The sequence below is a fragment of the Streptomyces sp. NBC_01474 genome (genome assembly GCF_035918215.1).
GTDB lineage: Bacteria > Actinomycetota > Actinomycetes > Streptomycetales > Streptomycetaceae > Streptomyces > Streptomyces aureus.
The window spans coordinates 8837869-8855073 of the sequence record NZ_CP109449.1 but is presented as its reverse complement, the minus strand read 5'-3'; the positions used below and the strand labels follow the sequence as shown (position 1 = coordinate 8855073).

General features: G+C 71.5%; 17 protein-coding genes and 1 pseudogene. 9 read left to right on the top strand and 9 right to left on the bottom strand.

Features of this window, described 5'->3' with window-relative positions:
* Positions 1-24 precede the first annotated feature (24 nt).
* Positions 25-1128 carry a Gfo/Idh/MocA family protein gene (locus OG758_RS40480; RefSeq protein WP_326714425.1) on the top strand — a complete coding sequence of 368 codons (1104 nt, stop codon included), beginning with the start codon at positions 25-27 and terminating at the stop codon, positions 1126-1128.
* On the opposite strand, the gene OG758_RS40475 is transcribed toward OG758_RS40480, so the two are convergent.
* From OG758_RS40475 to OG758_RS40465, 3 genes are all read right to left on the bottom strand, one after another.
* Positions 1125-1664 (bottom strand): PadR family transcriptional regulator, encoded by a 540-nt coding sequence (locus OG758_RS40475; RefSeq protein WP_326714424.1) that lies wholly within the window; start codon positions 1662-1664, stop codon positions 1125-1127. The two genes, OG758_RS40480 and OG758_RS40475, sit on opposite strands and share 4 nt — an antisense overlap.
* A 61-nt stretch (positions 1665-1725) precedes the next feature.
* Complete coding sequence (locus OG758_RS40470; protein WP_326714423.1) at positions 1726-3747, bottom strand: NADPH-dependent 2,4-dienoyl-CoA reductase; 2022 nt, start codon at positions 3745-3747, stop codon at positions 1726-1728.
* A 151-nt stretch (positions 3748-3898) separates the two neighbouring features.
* On the bottom strand, positions 3899-4165 hold the full coding sequence (locus OG758_RS40465; protein WP_326714422.1) for a hypothetical protein: 267 nt from the start codon (positions 4163-4165) through the stop codon (positions 3899-3901).
* Positions 4166-4233: 68 nt separating this feature from the next.
* On the opposite strand from OG758_RS40465, the gene OG758_RS40460 reads away from it, so the two are divergent.
* On the top strand, positions 4234-4698 hold the full coding sequence (locus OG758_RS40460; protein WP_382060533.1) for a MarR family winged helix-turn-helix transcriptional regulator: 465 nt from the start codon (positions 4234-4236) through the stop codon (positions 4696-4698).
* 22 nt (positions 4699-4720) lie between these two features.
* On the opposite strand, the gene OG758_RS40455 is transcribed toward OG758_RS40460, so the two are convergent.
* Positions 4721-5446 carry a GNAT family N-acetyltransferase gene (locus OG758_RS40455; protein ID WP_326714420.1) on the bottom strand — a complete coding sequence of 242 codons (726 nt, stop codon included), beginning with the start codon at positions 5444-5446 and terminating at the stop codon, positions 4721-4723.
* Between the two features lie 303 nt (positions 5447-5749).
* On the opposite strand from OG758_RS40455, the pseudogene OG758_RS40450 reads away from it, so the two are divergent.
* The 3 genes and pseudogenes from OG758_RS40450 to OG758_RS40440 all read left to right on the top strand — a co-directional run bounded on the left by OG758_RS40450 (position 5750) and on the right by OG758_RS40440 (position 9182).
* Positions 5750-6977, top strand: a pseudogene (locus OG758_RS40450) (RNA-guided endonuclease InsQ/TnpB family protein).
* Between the two features lie 48 nt (positions 6978-7025).
* Positions 7026-8252 (top strand): IS30 family transposase, encoded by a 1227-nt coding sequence (locus OG758_RS40445; RefSeq protein WP_326708625.1) that lies wholly within the window; start codon positions 7026-7028, stop codon positions 8250-8252.
* Between the two features lie 297 nt (positions 8253-8549).
* Positions 8550-9182: a peptide deformylase gene (locus OG758_RS40440; protein WP_266567682.1), complete on the top strand. Its 633-nt coding sequence runs from the start codon at positions 8550-8552 to the stop codon at positions 9180-9182.
* A gap of 73 nt (positions 9183-9255) precedes the next feature.
* On the opposite strand, the gene OG758_RS40435 is transcribed toward OG758_RS40440, so the two are convergent.
* The gene (locus OG758_RS40435) at positions 9256-10047 is read right to left on the bottom strand and encodes a VOC family protein (RefSeq protein WP_326714419.1); all 792 of its coding nucleotides are present in this window, start codon (positions 10045-10047) and stop codon (positions 9256-9258) included.
* Positions 10048-10256: 209 nt separating this feature from the next.
* On the opposite strand from OG758_RS40435, the gene OG758_RS40430 reads away from it, so the two are divergent.
* Positions 10257-11282, top strand: coding sequence for an NAD-dependent epimerase/dehydratase family protein (locus tag OG758_RS40430; protein ID WP_326714418.1), 1026 nt, complete (start codon positions 10257-10259; stop codon positions 11280-11282).
* A gap of 33 nt (positions 11283-11315) precedes the next feature.
* Here OG758_RS40430 and OG758_RS40425 read toward each other — a convergent pair whose 3' ends face one another.
* Both OG758_RS40425 and OG758_RS40420 read right to left on the bottom strand, forming a co-directional pair.
* Complete coding sequence (locus OG758_RS40425; protein WP_326714417.1) at positions 11316-12428, bottom strand: sensor histidine kinase; 1113 nt, start codon at positions 12426-12428, stop codon at positions 11316-11318.
* Positions 12421-13245, bottom strand: a complete 825-nt coding sequence (locus OG758_RS40420; protein WP_326714416.1) for a response regulator transcription factor — start codon at positions 13243-13245, stop codon at positions 12421-12423. The genes OG758_RS40425 and OG758_RS40420 overlap by 8 nt, the downstream gene beginning before the upstream one ends.
* 123 nt (positions 13246-13368) lie before the next feature.
* Here OG758_RS40420 and OG758_RS40415 point away from each other — a divergent pair, with 123 nt between their 5' ends.
* From OG758_RS40415 to OG758_RS40405, 3 genes are read left to right on the top strand one after another with little or no spacing between them, the layout of a single operon-like run.
* The gene (locus tag OG758_RS40415) at positions 13369-14103 is read left to right on the top strand and encodes a glycosyltransferase family 2 protein (RefSeq protein WP_326714415.1); all 735 of its coding nucleotides are present in this window, start codon (positions 13369-13371) and stop codon (positions 14101-14103) included.
* Positions 14100-14768 carry a TIGR04282 family arsenosugar biosynthesis glycosyltransferase gene (locus OG758_RS40410; protein ID WP_326714414.1) on the top strand — a complete coding sequence of 223 codons (669 nt, stop codon included), beginning with the start codon at positions 14100-14102 and terminating at the stop codon, positions 14766-14768. The genes OG758_RS40415 and OG758_RS40410 overlap by 4 nt, the downstream gene beginning before the upstream one ends.
* The gene (locus OG758_RS40405) at positions 14765-15418 is read left to right on the top strand and encodes a class I SAM-dependent methyltransferase (RefSeq protein ID WP_442810378.1); all 654 of its coding nucleotides are present in this window, start codon (positions 14765-14767) and stop codon (positions 15416-15418) included. Before OG758_RS40410 ends, OG758_RS40405 begins: the two co-directional genes overlap by 4 nt.
* On the opposite strand, the gene OG758_RS40400 is transcribed toward OG758_RS40405, so the two are convergent.
* On the bottom strand, positions 15373-15915 hold the full coding sequence (locus tag OG758_RS40400) for a hypothetical protein (protein WP_326714413.1): 543 nt from the start codon (positions 15913-15915) through the stop codon (positions 15373-15375). The two genes, OG758_RS40405 and OG758_RS40400, sit on opposite strands and share 46 nt — an antisense overlap.
* On the bottom strand, positions 15915-17147 hold the full coding sequence (locus OG758_RS40395; protein WP_326714412.1) for a molybdopterin-dependent oxidoreductase: 1233 nt from the start codon (positions 17145-17147) through the stop codon (positions 15915-15917). The genes OG758_RS40400 and OG758_RS40395 overlap by 1 nt, the downstream gene beginning before the upstream one ends.
* Positions 17148-17205 lie beyond the last annotated feature (58 nt).

The window sequence follows — 17205 nt, the reverse complement described above, 5'->3', positions numbered from 1 at the left end:
CTACGCATCCGCCTTGGGGGCAGCGTGAGTTCGGGGCCGGTCGGTGTCGCCGTCATCGGAGCGGGCGTCATCAGCAACGAGTATCTGCGGACACTGTCCGCCTTTCCCGATCTGCGGGTGGTGGGGGTCGCCGACCTCGACGCGGGCCGCGCCACGGCCGTCGCGCGCGAGCACGGCGTACCCGTCGCCGGCGACGTGGCGACGGTGCTCGCCGTTCCCGAGGTCGAGCTCGTCGTGAACCTCACCGTGCCGGCCGCCCACGCGCAGGTCGCGACGCAGGCGCTGCGGGCCGGGAAGCACGTGTACGGCGAGAAGCCGATCGCCCTGGCGCCCGGCGAGGCCGAGAAGGTGCTCGCCCAGGCGGCGGAACGGGGGCTCCATGTGGGGAACGCGCCGGACACGTTCCTCGGCGCGGGGCTCCAGTCGGCGCTGCGGGCCGTCGCGGCGGGGCACATCGGCGAGCCGGTGGCGGCGACGACGGCGGTGCAGGGCCTTGGGCCGGAACGCTGGCACCCCGATCCGGCGTTCTTCTACCAGCCCGGCGCGGGACCGCTGTTCGACCTCGGGCCGTACTACCTGACGGCGCTGGTGGCGCTGTTCGGCGGGGTGTCGCGCGTGGCGGCCTCGGCGGCACGCGCGCGCGAGGAGCGCGTCGTCGGGTCGGGGCCCAAAGCGGGGCAGGTGTTCCCGGTGGCGGTGCCGACGCATGTGTCGGCACTCGTCGAGTTCGCGTCGGGGGTGCGGGCGACCTCGGTGTTCAGCTTCGACTCGGCGCTGCCGCGTATCCAGTTCGAGGTCACCGGCACGGAGGGTGTCCTCGCGGTGCCGGACCCCAACACCTTCCGCGGGCCGCTGAAGGTGCGGGCCAACGGGGCGGACGCCTGGCGCGACCTGCCGGTCGCGGGGCGCGTCGACGGGCGCGGGCTCGGCGTGCTCGACCTGGCGCGGGCGATCCGCCGGGGCGGTGCGCCACGTGCGTCGGGAACACTGGCCCTGCACGTCCTGCAGACGATGACGGCGATCACGCACTCGGCCGAACACGCCGAGTTCACCCGGATCGCCACCTGTCCGACGCCACCACCGCCCGTGCCGGCGGACTGGGACCCGGAGGCGGCGACCGTAGGCTAGGAGAGGTCGAGGCCGAGTTCCTCCAGGGTCTGTTCGAGCCAGCGCGCCCAGAAAGTCTCCAGATCGATGCCCGCGCGCAGCACGACGTGTTGCAGGCGGTCCTCGACGGAGTCGAGGCCGGGCGGGAAGTCCCGCTTCTCGATCTCCTCGTACTCCGCCAACTGCCGCCGGTGCAGGTCGAGATGGCGGCGCAGGTCGGCCTCGATGCCGTCGGTGCCGACGACGGCGGCGGCGCGCAGGCGCAGGAGCAGCGGGTCGCGCAGCGGTTTGGGGTCCTGGCTCGCGGCGGTCCAGCGGGCCAGTTCGGCGCGGCCCTCGGGCAGTACCTCGTACTCCTTCTTCTGACCGCGCGCCGGCGTCGGCGCGGGCAGGGCCCTGATGTACCCCTCGCGTTCCAGGCGGCCCAGCTCACGGTAGATCTGCTGGTGCGTGGCCGACCAGAAGTAGCCGATCGACTTGTCGAAGCGGCGCGTCAGTTCGAGGCCCGACGACGGCTTCTCCAGGAGGGCCGTGAGGATCGCGTGCGGGAGTGACATGGCTGCACCTTATGCGGAGGCGGTCACGCGGCCGGCGGGCCCGGCCACGTGACCGCCGGTCTCACAGCGCCGCGGCCAGCTCGGTGCCCTGGCGGATGGCGCGCTTGGCGTCCAGCTCGGCGGCCACGTCGGCGCCGCCGATCAGGTGCGCCTCACGGCCCGCGGCGAGCAGGTCGTCGTACAGACCGCGGGCCGGGTCCTGGCCGGTGCACAGGACGACGGTGTCGACGGGGATGACGGTGGAGTTGCCGTCGACGGTGACGTGCAGACCGGCGTCGTCGATGCGGTCGTAGGTGGCGCCCGCGACCATGGTGACCCCGCGGTGGCGCAGTTCGGTGCGGTGGATCCAGCCGGTGGTCTTGCCGAGTCCGGCTCCGACCTTCGAGGTCTTGCGCTGGAGGAGGTGGACGGCGCGCGGCGGGGCGGGCCGGTCGGGCTTCGCGAGACCGCCGCGGCCCTGGTAGTCCATGTCGACGCCCCACTGCCGGAAGTACGTGGCCGGGTCCTGGCTCGCCTTGTCCCCGCTGTCGGTGAGGTACTCGGCGACGTCGAAGCCGATGCCGCCCGCGCCGACGATCGCGACGCGCTCCCCGACGGGCGCGCCGTCGCGCAGGACGTCGAGGTAGCCGACGACGCTGGGGTGGTCGAGCCCCGCGATCTCGGGGGTGCGGGGGGTGACGCCGGTGGCGACGACCACCTCGTCGTACGCGTCCGGGGTGAGGTCGGCGGCGGTGACGGGGGTGTTCAACCGGACGTCCACGCCGTGCAGTTCGAGCTGCGCGCGGTAGTAGCGGAGGGTCTCGTCGAACTCCTCCTTGCCGGGGACCTTGCGGGCGACGTTGAGCTGGCCACCGACCTCGGACGCGGCGTCGAAGAGGGTGACGGCGTGGCCGCGCTCGGCGGCGGAGACCGCGCAGGCAAGACCCGCGGGGCCCGCGCCGACGACAGCGACACGCTTGCGCAGGCGGGTGGGCGCGAGGACGAGTTCGGTCTCGTGGCAGGCGCGCGGGTTGACGAGGCAGGAGGTGATCTTGCCGCTGAACGTGTGGTCCAGGCAGGCCTGGTTGCAGCCGATGCAGGTGTTGATGGTTTCCGAGCGCTCGGCCTGGGCCTTGGCCACGAAGTCCGGGTCGGCGAGCAGGGGCCGCGCGAGGGACACCATGTCGGCGCAGCCGTCGGCGAGCAACTCCTCGGCGATCTCGGGGGTGTTGATGCGGTTCGTGGTGACGAGCGGGATGGAGACCTCGCCCATGACCTTCTTGGTGACGAAGGTGTACGCGCCGCGCGGCACCGACGTCGCGATGGTCGGGATGCGGGCCTCGTGCCAGCCGATGCCGGTGTTGATGATGGTGGCGCCGGCGGCCTCGATCTCCTTGGCGAGCTGCACGACCTCTTCGAGGGTGGAGCCGCCGGGCACGAGGTCGATCATCGAGAGCCGGTAGATGAGGATGAAGTCCGTGCCGACGCGCTCGCGGACGCGGCGGACGATCTCGACGGGGAAGCGGATGCGGTTCTCGTACGAGCCGCCCCAGCGGTCGGTGCGCCGGTTCGTGGCGGCGACGATGAACTCGTTGATCAGGTAGCCCTCGGAGCCCATGATCTCCACACCGTCGTAGCCCGCCCGCCGGGCAAGTTCGGCGGCGCGCGCGAAGTCCTCGACGGTCTGCTCGACCTCGGCGTCGGTGAGTTCGTGCGGCGGGAAGGGACTGATCGGCGCCTGGAGCGGGCTCGGGGCGACGAGGTCCTCGTGGTAGGCGTAGCGGCCGAAGTGGAGGATCTGCATCGCGATCTTCCCGCCCGCCGCGTGCACCGCGTCGGTGACCTGGCGGTGCTCGTCGGCCTCCGCCTCGGTGGTCAGCTTCGCGCCGCCGGCCCAGGGGCGTCCGGCCTCGTTGGGGGCGATGCCGCCGGTGACCATGAGGCCGACACCGCCGCGGGCGCGGGTGGCGTAGAACTCCGCCATACGCGCGAAGCCGTTCTCCGCCTCCTCGAGTCCCACGTGCATGGAGCCCATCAGGACCCGGTTGGGCAGCGTGGTGAATCCGAGGTCGAGCGGGGTGAGCAGGTGCGGGTATCGGCTCATGGTGGCCCTCCGTGCGCGGCGAACGTCGTCACAGTTGTAGACGACGACACCTCGCTTTTGCAACAAGTTGCATAAGAGAGCTGCGCCACGCCGCGCAGCGCCGCGATCCGCCCCGCCGCCGGGGCGGGTCTCGGCGTGGCCGGGCGGCCGGTCAGTCCGCGGCGACCTCGGCTACCCACCCGTACGGCAGTTCCTCGCCGTCGACCGTCACGGCCTCGACGGAGCGGGTGAGCGGGTCGATCTCCACCTGCACCCCTTCACCCTCGAAGCGCGGATAGCCGGACTCCCCGGACGATCCCGTGGCCTCGACGGCCACCACGCGCAGGGGGTTGCCGTGCACGGGGTGACCGTCCTTGTCGGCGAGTTGGGGCTTGACCAGGACCGTGTAACGGGCGGGCACATCACTGGGGTCGCTCATGCTCAGGAGGCTAGCTCCGGGCAGGGGAACGCGCCTGCCCGCGGCGCGCACCTGCCCTCGGTTGTAGAATGCAACGAGCAGCGGGGAGAGGACAGCACGTGACAGACCGAGAGACGGCCGTCGAGACCATTCAGCGCGAGATGACGTCGTTCGCTCGGCGTGCCAGAGCGATGGCCGGACGGATGCACCCCGAGCTGTCGCTCGTGTCGTACACCCTGCTCAGCCACCTGGACGAGAAGGGCGGCTGCCGGGCGACGGACCTCGCCGCGCACTACGCCCTCGACAAGTCGACGGTGAGCCGGCAGGTGTCCGCGCTGGAGCGGGCCGGGCTCGTGATGCGCCGGGTGGACCCGGACGACCACCGCGTCCAGGTCCTCCATCCGACCGAGGCGGGCGCCGACATCCTCGCCCAGGTCACCGTCAGCCGCCGTCAGGCGTTCCAGGAGCGGGTGACGGACTGGCCCGAAGAGGATCTCGTCCGCTTCGCGGCCTATCTGCTGCGCTACAACGCGCAGGTCCAGGACGACGCCTGAGCCGCCCCGGACACCCGGCGCGTCAGCGGGCGGCGGCGTGGTCGAACTCCGGGACCCGGGCCGCCATGAACTTCGTGGTGCGCCGCAGCCGGAAGCCCAAGGACTCATAAAGCCTGATGGCGTTCGTGTTACGCGCCGCCGTGTGCAGGAACGGGGTCTCGCCGCGCTCCTTGATCCCCGCCGCCACGGCCAGGACGAGGCGGGCCGCGAGCCCCTGGCCGCGATGGTCCGGGTCGGTGCAGACGGCGCTGATCTCCGTCCAGCCCGGCGGGTGGAGCCGCTCCCCCGCCATCGCCACGAGCGCGCCCTGCCTGCGGATCCCGAGATAGGTGCCGAGTTCGACGGTGCGGGGCAGGAACGGCCCCGGCTGGGTGCGCGCGACGAGGTCCAGCATCTCGGGCACGTCGGCCGCGCCGAGCAGCACGGCCTCCGCGTCCGGCGCCGCGGCCACGCCGTCGTCGACGAGCTGCACCCCGTCCATGCTCATCGTGAGTTCCCAGCCCTCGGGCGGCGCCGTGCGCATCCCGGGCAGCGGGACGGTCTCGCCTGGCCCGACGAGCGCCGCGAGATCCGCCCAGTCCCCGGGGCCCGGCTCGTCCGGCAGCGCGAGCCACGGCGACACATCGAGGGGGTACCGCACAACCCGGCCCCGCCGTTCGGCGAAGTGTGCGTGCGGGCCGGTGAGGGAGGCGTACGCGGGGTTGTCGAGCGGGTGCGGGTGGGCGGTGGCGGCGGCCGGGACGGACATACGGCGTGCTCCCAGGAGGCGGCGGTGGGCGTGCGGGCGGTGGAGCGGCCGTGCCGACCATGGCCGCCCTCTGATGAAAGCCCATGTCACCGCGGTCTCATTCCCCCACTGGGGGAATGTTCACCGGATTCCTCCGAGGATGCCCCGGCCTTCAGGCCGGGGAGGAATCGGACTCCTGCGGAGCAGGGCAGGAGAAGCCGATTCGCCGGCAGGGCGGATCGGCGTGCACCCGCCGTGGTGGTGAGGCAGCCCCCATAGGATCAGAGCTCTCAACTGTCAGTCCTCCCAGATAGGTTGCTGTTCATGACGACCGCGGCTCAGGAAACGGCAGGTGTCGGGCATGCCCGTTACACCTTCCGCCTTCGTGTGTCGTCCACCGCAACTGGCGCCCTCGAAGCGGAGTGGGCGCGGTGCCGGTGGCTGTGGAATGAGTGCTGCGCCCGTTCGAAGAGGGCGCACGCCGAGAACGAGAAGTGCGGTCCGGCCCGGCTGGACAAGATGCTGACCGAGGCGCGTGCCTGCATGGGCTGGCTGCGCGAAGGCTCCAGCGTTCCTCAGCAGCAGGTGATACGCGATTTCGCGAAGTCGCGGGCGAAGGCGCTGAAGGACATCAAGGCCGCTTTGCCGATGCGGCAGCGGGCCGGGATGCCCCAGTACAAGAAGAAGCACCAGGACGAGCTGTCTTTGAACTACACCCAGCGGGGTTTTCGGCTCAAGGACGGCCGCCTGCACCTGGCAGGCGGCATCGCCGTGACGGTCGTGTGGTCGCGTGCCCTTTCCAAGCCTCCCTCCAGCGTCCGCGTCTACCGCGACAGCACCGGAGCTTGGTACGCGTCGTTCGTCGTCCCGAGCGTGACCGAGGCGCTGCCGGGAACCGGCCGGGTGATCGGGATCGACTGGGGTGTGAAGGAGATCGCGACCACCACCAGCGACGACCACGACCTTGCCCACCCGCAGCACGGGAAGAGTGCCGCCCAGCGCTTGGCGCACTATCAGCGGATGATGTCCCGGCGTAAGCCGAAGCGTGGACACGCCCAATCGAAGGGCTACCGCGAGGCGAAGCGGCAGACGGCGAAGCTGCACAAGAAGGTGGCCCGGCAGCGTCAGGACACCGCCCGCAAGTGGGCCAAGAAGGTCGTCCGCGACCATGACGCCCTGGCCGTGGAGGACTTCCGGCCGAAGTTCCTCGCGAAGTCCACCATGGCCAAGAAGGCCGCTGACGCGGCGATCGGCGCGACCAAGACAGCCCTGGTCGAGATGGGCCGTAAGCACGGCCGGTGGGTGCACCTGGTACACCCGGCGCACACCACGATGGACTGCGCAGACTGCGGAGCGAGAACCAAGCACGCGCTGCCTCTCTCAGAACGAACGTATACGTGCACCACGTGCGGGATGTCCCGACCTCGGGACAAAAACTCAGCCCGTGTGATGCTCGTCCGGGCTGGTCTCTGTCCCGGCTAGCGCTGATCGTGTAAGACCTGCATCCCCGCCGGGGATCAGGCCACGTGAGCTAGGAATCCCCCTGCCTTAGGCGCATTCCCACCGTCGTAGCAACACCACAGGTAGATAGGTGTGTTGCATGTTCGAGTACCACCGTGGCAGCAAGCCAGGGGGGACAGCCCGTGTACAAGCGCGACGAAAGTTCGTCGAGCTCGTTCGAGAGGGCATGGGAATCAAAGAAGCTAGTCACACTGTCGGGGTCAGCTACAGAACGGGGAAGGTCTGGGTCAATGGCAGGGCAGCCAGCAGCAGTAATGGGGCCCGGCTCCCGCTGCCCGAGTTCAGGGAACCCGTCACATGTGACCTTGCGTCCGGGAATTCTCGCTATCTGAACGAGGAGGAACGTGGCCACATCAGTGATTTGCTGCGAGAGGGCCGTTCCGTCCGTGCCATCGCTGCTGCGCTCGGTCGGAGCCCATCGACCGTCAGCCGGGAGATCCGACGTAACAGGAATGCGAATGGCACCTACCGGCCCCACTCGGCACAAAGGCGTGCGGCTGCGCGTCGACCACGCCCCAAAGCTCGGAAGATTGAGAGCTATGGGGAACTGAGGACTGTCATCCAGTCCCTCCTGGACAAGAAGTGGAGCCCTCGACAGATCGTGCAGTGGCTGCGCCTCAAGTATCCAGACAGAGAAGATATGTGCATCGGCGTGGAGACCATCTATCGGTCCCTCTATGCCCGCGGGAACCTGCTCGAGCGCGAAGCGAAGAGGGTGCTGCGGACGCGTCGACACCGCCGCCGGCCTCGCTCGATGGCACGCCACCATCGGGCCTCCGTCTCCATCACCGGGATGGTCATGATCAAGCAGCGTCCGACGGAAGCTGATGACCGCCTTGTTGCGGGACATTGGGAAGGCGACCTGATCACCGGGCCGAACCTTGGGGGCTCTGCCATCGGCACGCTGGTGGAACGAACGACTCGCTACACAAAACTCCTGCATCTGCCCGGCAAGGGTGCGGTCGCCGTGAGGGAGGCTCTGACGTCCGCCATGATGGAATTTCCCGCGCAATTGCGGCGATCGGTCACATGGGACCAAGGTGGGGAGATGGCGCATCATCAGCAGTTCACCAAGGCCACTGGAGTTCCGGTCTTCTTCTGCGACCCTGCCAGCCCTTGGCAGCGAGGCACCAATGAGAACACCAACGGCCTTCTGAGGCAGTACTTTCCGAAGAGCACCGACCTATCCGTCTTCACTCGCATCGACCTCGATTCCGTTTCTGCTGAACTCAACGAACGACCCCGCGAAGTGCTGGATTGGGCGACGCCGGCTGACCGGATGGCCGCTCTTCTAGCCGCGAGCTGACACGCGGTGGCGCGGTAGCATGCTCCACCGTCATGTCTCGATGAGAAGCCAAGACTGAACGTCTAAGTCCACCGCCGTTCGAATAGAAGAGCGGCACGGAAAGCATCACGTGTTGCAACGATCTATGGAATGCGCCTTAGCTGGGGGAGGTTTCAAGAGCCCGCAACGATGTCGGTCGGTCGGCGGCGGCGCGGCGGGCGAAACGGCGACCGAGCGAGCGACGGCGTTGCGGCGTGCGCGCCGTGCGCGGCGCGCAGGACGTTGCCCACGCGTGATCCTTCTTGACATGCTGGCCCGATGCCCTCCGTACCCCTGAGTGACCGCGTCGAGGAACTGCTCGCGGGCGAGCACCCGTTGCCGGTCGTGGAGGCGGGCGACCCCGTGCTCCGGTCCCGCGCGCAGACCTACGACGGTCAGCTCGCGCCCGCGCTCCTGGAGCGTCTGATCACCGCGATGCGCGCGTCGATGCACGCCGCTCCCGGCGTCGGGCTCGCCGCACCGCAGATCGGCGTCCCGCTGCGGATCGCCGTCATCGAGGACGCGGCCGAGGTCCCCGAGGAGCTACGGGTGGCGCGCGGCCGGGTGCCGCAACCGTTCCGTGTTCTGGTCAACCCGTCGTACGTGCCCCTGGGGGCGCACCGCGCCGCGTTCTTCGAGGGCTGCCTGAGCGTGCCCGGCCTGCAGGCCGTGGTCTCCCGGCACCAGCGGGTGCGGCTGCGGGGTCTCGACGAGCGGGGCCGCACCCTGGACGAGGAGTTCACGGGGTGGCCCGCCCGGATCGTGCAGCACGAGACGGACCATCTGCACGGAACGCTCTATCTCGACCGGGCGGAGTTGCGCTCGCTGTCCACCCGGAACGCGATGGCCGAGCGCTGGACGCAGCCCACCGCGGAGCTGGCCGCGGGCGCGCTCGGCTTCTCGCTTCCCTGAGAGCCCGTGCTCCGTGAGAGCCCGTGCCCCTTGAGAGAGAGCCCGTGTCCCTGAGGGCCCGTGCGCCCTCCCGTCAGGTGAGGTCGGGCATGTCGCCCTGGGTCGTGCTCAGGTCGATCACCGAGAACGCGGCGCCCTGCGGGTCCGTCACCGCCGCGAAGCGGCCGAACGGGGTGTCCATCGGGCCGTAGTGGAGCTTTCCGCCGAGCCTGGTCACCGTGGCGACCGCCGCGTCGCAGTCGTCGACCGCGAAGTAGACGTTGACGTACGACGGGACCTGCGGCGGGAAGTCTTCGGTCATCTTGAAGCGGCCGAGCTGGGGCTGTCCGTCGAGCTGCCAGATGTTGAAGTCGACGCTCTCGTCGGCCATCTTCCGGACCTCGTACGGGAAAACGGCCTCGAAGAACCCGTCCGTCTTTGCGGTGTCACGCGTGGTCACCTCGGCCCAGGCGTACGAACCGGGCTCGCCCACCTTCTCGAACCCGTCGTGCGTACCCGGCTGCCAGAGGCTGAAGAAGACGCCGGCCGGGTCCTGGACGGTGACCATCGAGCCGAAGTCGCGGACCTCCATGGGCTCCATCATCAGGGTGCCGCCGGCCTCCTTGACGCGGGCCGCCGTGGCTTTGATGTCAGGCGTGGCCAGGTACAGGTTCCAGGACGGCGGGGTGCCCTCCATGCCCGGCATCTGCGGCGAGAGCGCGCCGACCCGCTTGCCGTCCGACTTCGCCTGCGTGTAGTTGCCGAACTCCTCCTGGCCCTCCTCGAACGTCCAGCCGAGAAGCTCGCCGTAGAAGCGCTTGGCGCCCTCCAGGTCGGGGAACATGGCGTCGGCCCAGATGGGCGCGCCCTCCGGTCGTGCGGCCATGGCGCGAACCCTTCTTCCAAGTGATGGTGGTTCCGGGGGTGGGACGGTCCGGGCAACGATGTGTGGTTCAGCCCGTTTCCCACCGATTCACGCTAGTCGCGTACAGGCCGCCGCGCGATACCGAACTCTGTTCGCACAAGCCTTACGGAGCCATGACGTATCGGCGCGTAGAGCCGTCGCGGCGCCCTGTGCCGCATAGCGTGGGCGGCATGCGTGTACTGGTCACCGGCGGTGCCGGGTTCATCGGGTCCGCGGTCGTGGACACTCTCTCCGCACGAGGACATGAGGTCGTCGTGCTCGATGTCCGGCCGCCCGGCCCGGACGAACGCCGGCCCTGGGTCGTCGTCGACGTACGCGACCCCGCCGCCGTGGAGTCTGCCCTCGCCGGCGTCGACGCGGTGTGTCATCAGGCGGCGAAGGTCGGACTCGGCAAGGACTTCGCCGACGCGCCCGACTACGTCTCCCGCAACGACCTCGGCACGGCCGTGCTGCTCGCCGCGATGGCCTCGGCGGGGGTGCGGGATCTGGTGCTCGCCGGGTCGATGGTCGTGTACGGGGAGGGGCGGTACGAGTGCGGGCGTCACGGGGTGGTGCGCCCGGGACCGCGTGCCGAGGCGGACCTTCGGGCGGGCCGCTTCGAGCCCGCGTGCCCGCGGTGCGGCGATGCGCTGGGCCCCGGCCTCGTCGGCGAGGACGCCCCCACGGACCCGCGCAACGTGTACGCGACGACGAAGCTCGCCCAGGAACATCTGGCGTCCGCCTGGGCGCGGGCCACCGGGGGCCGCGCGGTGGCGCTGCGCTACCACAACGTGTACGGGCCGGGGATGCCGCGCGATACCCCGTACGCGGGCGTCGCGTCGTTCTTCCGGTCGGCGCTGGCCCGGGGCGAGGCCCCGCGCGTCTTCGAGGACGGCCGCCAGCGGCGGGACTTCGTGCACGTTCACGACGTGGCCGCGGCGAACGCGCTCGCCCTCGAGGCCATGGGCGACCGGCCCTCCGACTCGTGCGTCGCGTACAACACGGGCAGCGGGGACCCGCACACGGTGGGCGAGATGGCCCACGCACTCGCCGCCGCGTACGGCGGGCCGATGCCCGTCGTGACGGGCGAGTACCGGCTCGGCGACGTACGGCACATCACGGCGGACCCGGCCCGGCTCAGGGCGGAGCTCGGGTGGCGCGCCGAGGTGGGGTTCGAGGAGGGGATGACGGAGTTCGCCAAGGCCGAGCTGGGGTGAGGTGACTGTGCCGGCCGCCGGGACGCGTGCCCGCTACGCCCCCGCGGCCGGGAGCGTCACCTCGAAGCAGCAGCCGCCGGCCACATTGCGCACGGCGGCGCTGCCCCGGTGGGCCTCCACGATTCCCCTGACGATGGCGAGCCCGAGGCCCGCGCCCGACGGGGGTGTACGGGCGTGGCTGCCGCGCCATCCCGTGTCGAAGACGCGCGGCAGATCCTGCTCGGGGATGCCGCCGCAGCCGTCCGTGACGGTGAGGACCACACCGTCCGTGGAGCCGGCCGCCGCCACGGCGACCGTGCCGTCGGCCGGCGTGCGACGGATCGCGTTCACGAGGAGGTTGCCGAGGACGCGGCTCATCTCCTTGCCGTCGACCTCGACGGGAATCGAGTCGATGCGGTCGCCGACGAGGCGTACGCCGTGTTCGCGGGCGAGCGGGTCGGCGCCCGCGAGCGCGTCGCCCACGAGGTCGTGGAGGGAGATCCTGGACGTGCTCAGGACGAGGGTCCCCGCGTGGATGCGCGACAGTTCGAAGAGGTCGCCCACCATGTCGTTCATGCGCTCGACCTCGGTGCGGATCTGGCGCAGATAGCGGTCCGGGTCGGCCGCCATGCCGTCTTCCAGGGCCTCGGACATCGCGCGGAGCCCGGCGAGCGGGGTGCGCAGATCGTGCGAGATCCAGGCGACGAGCTCGCGACGCGAGGTCTCCAGGGCGCGCTCGCGGTCCCTGGAGGCGGCCAGCTTGGTGCTGGTGGCCTCCAACTCCCTTGAGAGCGCGGCGAGTTCCGCCGTCGCGGGAACGAGGGGCGCCGCGAAGCTGCCGCCGTCGCCGAAGGAGCGGGCGGCGAGGGTGAGCGCGTTGCTGCGGGCCACGACCCAGCGGCCGAGGAGCAGCGCGGTGGCCAGTGACACGGTGGCGGCCATCGCGGCGACGGTCGTCACGACGGTCAGGTCGTGCGGGGACAGGAACATCGCCCAGGCCACGACGAGCGTTCCGGCGAGCATCGCCGTCACGGCGACGGCGGCGACGACCGTGAGCGACACCGTCAGGGAGCGGCGGCGCAGCACGAACAGGGCGAGCGCGCCCAGCAGGCCCGCACCGACGGCGCCGAGGAACGCGTAGAGGGCGATGAGGACCATGTCATGCACGGGGTTCGGTCCACTCTGCCGGTGAGCGGTCGGGCCGGGGAACGTCCGGCGCACGGCCGGGCCGAGGGACCTCCGGCGCACCGTCGGATCGAGTGGCGTCGCCGTGCGGGTCCGGGCCTGGGCCCGGGTCCAGGCGGTAGCCGACTCCCCAGACCGTCTGGATGAGGCTCGGAGCCGCCGGGTCGTCCTCGATCTTGCCGCGCAGTCGGCGGACGTGAACCGTGACGGTCGACAGGTCACCGAAGTCCCACCCCCACACCTGCTGCATGAGCTCCTCGCGGGAGAAGGCGCGGCCGGGGTGGCGCAGGAAGAAGGCGAGAAGGTCGAACTCCCTTATCGTCAGGGCGAGTTCGACCCCCTCCTTGGCGGCTCGACGTGCCGCGGGGTCGACGGTGAGGCCGGCCGCGCGCAGCGGTCCCGCCGGCTTGGGTGCCGTGGCCGCGCGGGCCCGGCGCAACACCGACTCGACCCGCAGGACCAGCTCGCGCGGGCTGAACGGCTTGGTCACGTAGTCGTCCGCGCCGACCTCGAGACCGAGGATGCGCTCGTCCTCGTCGCCACGCGCTGTCAGCATGATCACGGGGACGGGGCCGCGGGCCCGGAGTCTGCGGCACACCTCGAGGCCGTCCATGCCGGGCAGCATGAGGTCGAGGACGACCAGGTCGGGCCCGTGCGCGGCGGCGCGGTCGAGGGCGGCCGGGCCGTCGGCGGCGCGGACGACGTCGTAGCCGGCGCGGTCCAGGTAGCCCGCGACGACCTCGGCGACGGTCGGGTCGTCATCGACGACGAGGACACGGCCGAGCGGTGGTGGCTGCATTCCACCAGCGTCGCACCCGAGGGTGCCGGTCCGAGCCGCCGGAGGGGTCACCCGCGTGCGACGTCCGCGTTTCGTAAGGAGCTGAGGACCGGAATGTCCGGTTTGAATTCGTAGGGTGACACCGTGATCCCCCCTGACTACCCCTCGCTCCCCACCCCGGCCCCCTCGGTCGATGTCGTGCTGCCCTGCCTCGACGAGGCCGCCGCGCTGCCGTGGGTGCTGGCCCGCATCCCGGACGGCTGGCGGGCGCTCGTCGTGGACAACGGGTCCACCGACGGCTCCCCCGACGTCGCCCGTTCCCTGGGCGCGACGGTGGTGACGGAGCCCCGGCGCGGCTTCGGGGCCGCCTGCCACGCGGGCCTGCTGGCGTCCGACGCGGACGTCGTCTGCTTCTGCGACTGCGATGCGTCGCTCGACCCGGGTCTGCTGACGCCGTTCGTCCAGGACGTCGCCGCGGGCCGGGCCGATCTCGTGCTCGGGCGGCGCAGGCCGCAGGGCCGTGGCGCCTTCCCCGTGCACGCGCGCGCCGGGAATCTCGCGCTGGCGGGGATGCTGCGCCGGCGCACCGGGCTGCGGCTGCACGACCTTGGCCCGCTGCGCGCCGCGCGCCGCACCTCCCTCCTCGCCCTGGACCTCGCGGACCGCCGCAGCGGCTACCCCCTCCAGATGGTCGTCCGGGCCGCCGACGCGGGCTGGCGCATCGAGGAGCGCCCGGTGCCTTACCGGCCCCGTACGGGAAAATCGAAGGTCACCGGCACCTGGCGGGGCACCTGGCAGGCAGTACGGGACATGCGCGCGGTCCTCGCGGAGAAGCCGCTGCCGGCACTCAGGTCGCACGGAGAGGCGGCGTCCCGGTGAGCGCCGGCGGATCGCCCGCGGCACGGCGGCACGGCACCACCCTCCTCGTCATCGCCAAGTCCCCGGTGCCCGGGCGGGTCAAGACGCGGCTCACGCCGCCGTTCACGCCCGAGGAGGCCGCGCGCCTGGCCGAGGCCTCGCTCGTCGACACCTTGCACGCCGCGCTCGCCACGTCCGCGCGGCGTCGGGTCCTGGTGCTCGACGGGGCGCCCGGAGCGTGGCTGCCGGCCGGGATCGACGTGGTCGCGCAGTGCGACGGCGGCCTGGACCAGCGGCTCGCGGCGGCGTTCGCCGGGTGCGACGGACCCGCCGTCCTGATCGGGATGGACACCCCCCAGGTGACGCCCGCGCTGCTCGCTCCCGCGCTCGGGCCCGACGCCTGGCGGGACTGCGACGCATGGTTCGGGCCCGCCGACGACGGCGGTTTCTGGGCGCTCGGGCTCGCCGAGCCCGACCCGGAGCTGCTGCGGGGTGTGCCGATGTCGACGGCGCACACGGGTGCGGACCAGCGCACGCGGCTCACGGATGCAGGGCTGCGCGTACGGGACCTGCCGGTCCTGCGGGACGTCGACACGGCCCACGACGCCGCCGTGGTGGCGGCCGCCGCGCCGGACGGACGATTCGCGGCCGAACACGCGCGGCTGACGCGGGTGGTCCGCTCATGACGACGGCGCGCGAGGCGGCACCGGCCTGGTGTACGGACCCTTACGCCGACGCCGTGCGCAACGAGCGCGGCCCCCTCTTCCTGCGGCGCGCCGACGGATGGCTGCTGCCGCTCGAGGTGGAGCGCTGGTGCGCGGTCGCCGACGCCGCCGACCTGTCGGCGCTGCGCCGCTGCGAGGGCGCTGTCCTCGACATCGGCTGCGGCCCGGGCCGGCTGGTCGCCGCACTCGCCGCGGCCGGTCACCGCGCGCTCGGCATCGACGTGAGCGAGGCCGCGGTCGCGCGGACGGTCCGCGTCGGTGGCGCCGCGTTGCAGCGGTCCGTCTTCGACTCCCTGCCCGGCGAGGGCCGTTGGGGGACGGCCCTTCTCCTCGACGGCAACATCGGGATCGGCGGCGACCCGGGGGCCCTGCTGTCCCGTGTCGCCGAACTCACCGCTTCCGGTGGGCTGTTGATCGCCGAGACGGCTCAGCTCGACATGGACGAGCGGGTGGAGGTGCGGGTGGACGACGGGCAGGGCGCCGCGGGCTCGCTCTTCCCGTGGGCCCGGGTGGGCACGCGGGCGCTGCTGCGGTACGCGCGCCCGCTCGGCTGGCTGCCGGTCGCTCAGTGGTCCGAGGGCGGGCGCTCCTTCGTCTCCTTGCGCCGCTGACGCTCCCGTTCACGCTCCCGCCCTTCCCGGCGCGCCATGCGTGCCTGCCTCCAGGGCGACGCGGGAGCGAGGAACGTGACGGCTACGAACCACAGGGCCGACGCGGCGAACAGCGCGGCCGTCAGCAGCAGCCACCGCGGCAGGAACGCGTCCCCCGAATGTCCCGTCACGAGGGCGTAGTGGTCCTCGCGCGCCCGCGTGATCAGCGGGAACCACACCAGGAGCAGCAGGCCCGACAGGAACGCCGGGACACGTACATACGTCATCGTCGTGCGGCTCCGGTCGCCGAGCGCCTCCTGCGCCGCGACGTCCGCGAGCGAGTACACCGGCACGAGCAGCAGGTCGTGGACGAGGGCCGCACCGACGAACCAGACCGCCACGGCCCACGGATCGTTCTCCAGCAGCCGCACCCCCGCGTATCCGGCGAGGGCGAACGAGGCTGCCAGGAGCAGGAGTTGGAGCGGGCTCTCGCCGTACCAACGACTCAGTCGGTTCATCACAGCGCTCCGAACGTCATGCGGGCGACCCACTTGGTGTTCAGGACGCCCGGCGCCGCGGGGACGATGACACGGGCCGGGTAGCCGTGGTCGAGGGTGAGGTCGGCTCCGTTGACGCGCAGGGCGAGCAGGGAGCGCGGGTCGTGGACCTGGTTGTGCCGCAGGGCCGCCTTCCGGAACGCGCCGTGCTGTTGCAGCGATTCGACGAACACGTCGGTGTCGCCGTCGGCCCCGGCGAGGGCGGCCAGGTCGCGCAGCCGTACGCCGCTCCAGTGCTGGTCGTCCGTGGACCAGCCCTCGACGCAGGCGATGGGCAACGCGCTGGTGTGCTGCGGTAGTTGGAGGAGGTCGTCGCGGGTGAGTCGGTGGACGGTGCCTTTCGGCCCGGTGACGACGAGCCGCCACGGCTCGCCCGTGTCGGCGGTACGGATGCCGGCCACGGCGGCGGTCTTGTTGATCTGGAAGCGGCCGGGGCCGGTGCCCGGGTCGGCGCCGCCGTGCGGCGCGAGCAGAGCGGTGCGCCGCCATACCCCGCCGATGCTCTGGCCGGCCGTCGTGACGAGCAGCAGGAGCGAGCCCGCGCCGACCATGGCGAACGCCCCGCGCCGCGAGACCGTGGGCTCGGCCGGTTTCGCCGGCACCAGGTCACCCGTCTCGGGCAGGCCCGCCTTCCGCTCGCGCAGCACGCGAAGCGCCTGCGGTACGCGCAGCACCGCGTGGACGATGAACGCGCTGATGAACACCCAGGCGCCGTAGAAGTGCAGTGGATAGAAGGAGCCCGGGAACAGGTAGTCGAGCTGCACGTTGAGGATGCCGGTCACGAACTCGAAGAGCGCGCCCCCCACGAGCAGGAGCAGAGACAACCGTTCCAGGGCGTGGACGATGGAGCGCGCGGGTGGCAGCGCGAACAGTTTGGGCACGACCGACCACAGCTTGGCGAGGAGCACGGGCACGAGCACGACGCCCACGGTGACGTGCAGTCCCTGGGTGAGGCGGTACAGCCAGTGCGGGTCCGTCGGCCAGGAGAACAGATAGAAGCCGAGCAGGCCCTTGCCGGGCGTCTTGTCGTTGACCGCCGCGAGGTTCGGGTTGTAGGCGGCGTACGACAGGAGGCCGGTCACGAAGAGCAGGGTCATGCCGACGAGCAGGACGAGGCCGAGGACCGCGGTGAAGCGCGGGCCGCGCAGCGGGCTGCGCCACGGATCGGGGAGAGTGCGGGGGAGGACGCCCATGTGATTCCTTCAGGCTGTGCGCGGCGGGGGCCCGCCGACCTGTTCCGACCGTATTGCG

Bases quoted from the DNA above. Each gene is read 5' to 3' on its own strand.
- OG758_RS40475 (WP_326714424.1), bottom strand. From the start codon at position 1,664: ATGTCACTCCCGCACGCGATCCTCACGGCCCTCCTGGAGAAGCCGTCG.
- OG758_RS40470 (WP_326714423.1), bottom strand. From the start codon at position 3,747: ATGAGCCGATACCCGCACCTGCTCACCCCGCTCGACCTCGGATTCACC.
- OG758_RS40465 (WP_326714422.1), bottom strand. From the start codon at position 4,165: ATGAGCGACCCCAGTGATGTGCCCGCCCGTTACACGGTCCTGGTCAAG.
- OG758_RS40460 (WP_382060533.1), top strand. From the start codon at position 4,234: ATGCAACGAGCAGCGGGGAGAGGACAGCACGTGACAGACCGAGAGACG.
- OG758_RS40455 (WP_326714420.1), bottom strand. From the start codon at position 5,446: ATGTCCGTCCCGGCCGCCGCCACCGCCCACCCGCACCCGCTCGACAAC.
- OG758_RS40445 (WP_326708625.1), top strand. From the start codon at position 7,026: ATGTTCGAGTACCACCGTGGCAGCAAGCCAGGGGGGACAGCCCGTGTA.
- OG758_RS40440 (WP_266567682.1), top strand. From the start codon at position 8,550: ATGCCCTCCGTACCCCTGAGTGACCGCGTCGAGGAACTGCTCGCGGGC.
- OG758_RS40435 (WP_326714419.1), bottom strand. From the start codon at position 10,047: ATGGCCGCACGACCGGAGGGCGCGCCCATCTGGGCCGACGCCATGTTC.
- OG758_RS40430 (WP_326714418.1), top strand. From the start codon at position 10,257: ATGCGTGTACTGGTCACCGGCGGTGCCGGGTTCATCGGGTCCGCGGTC.
- OG758_RS40420 (WP_326714416.1), bottom strand. From the start codon at position 13,245: ATGCAGCCACCACCGCTCGGCCGTGTCCTCGTCGTCGATGACGACCCG.
- OG758_RS40405 (WP_442810378.1), top strand. From the start codon at position 14,765: ATGACGACGGCGCGCGAGGCGGCACCGGCCTGGTGTACGGACCCTTAC.
- OG758_RS40400 (WP_326714413.1), bottom strand. From the start codon at position 15,915: ATGAACCGACTGAGTCGTTGGTACGGCGAGAGCCCGCTCCAACTCCTG.
- OG758_RS40395 (WP_326714412.1), bottom strand. From the start codon at position 17,147: ATGGGCGTCCTCCCCCGCACTCTCCCCGATCCGTGGCGCAGCCCGCTG.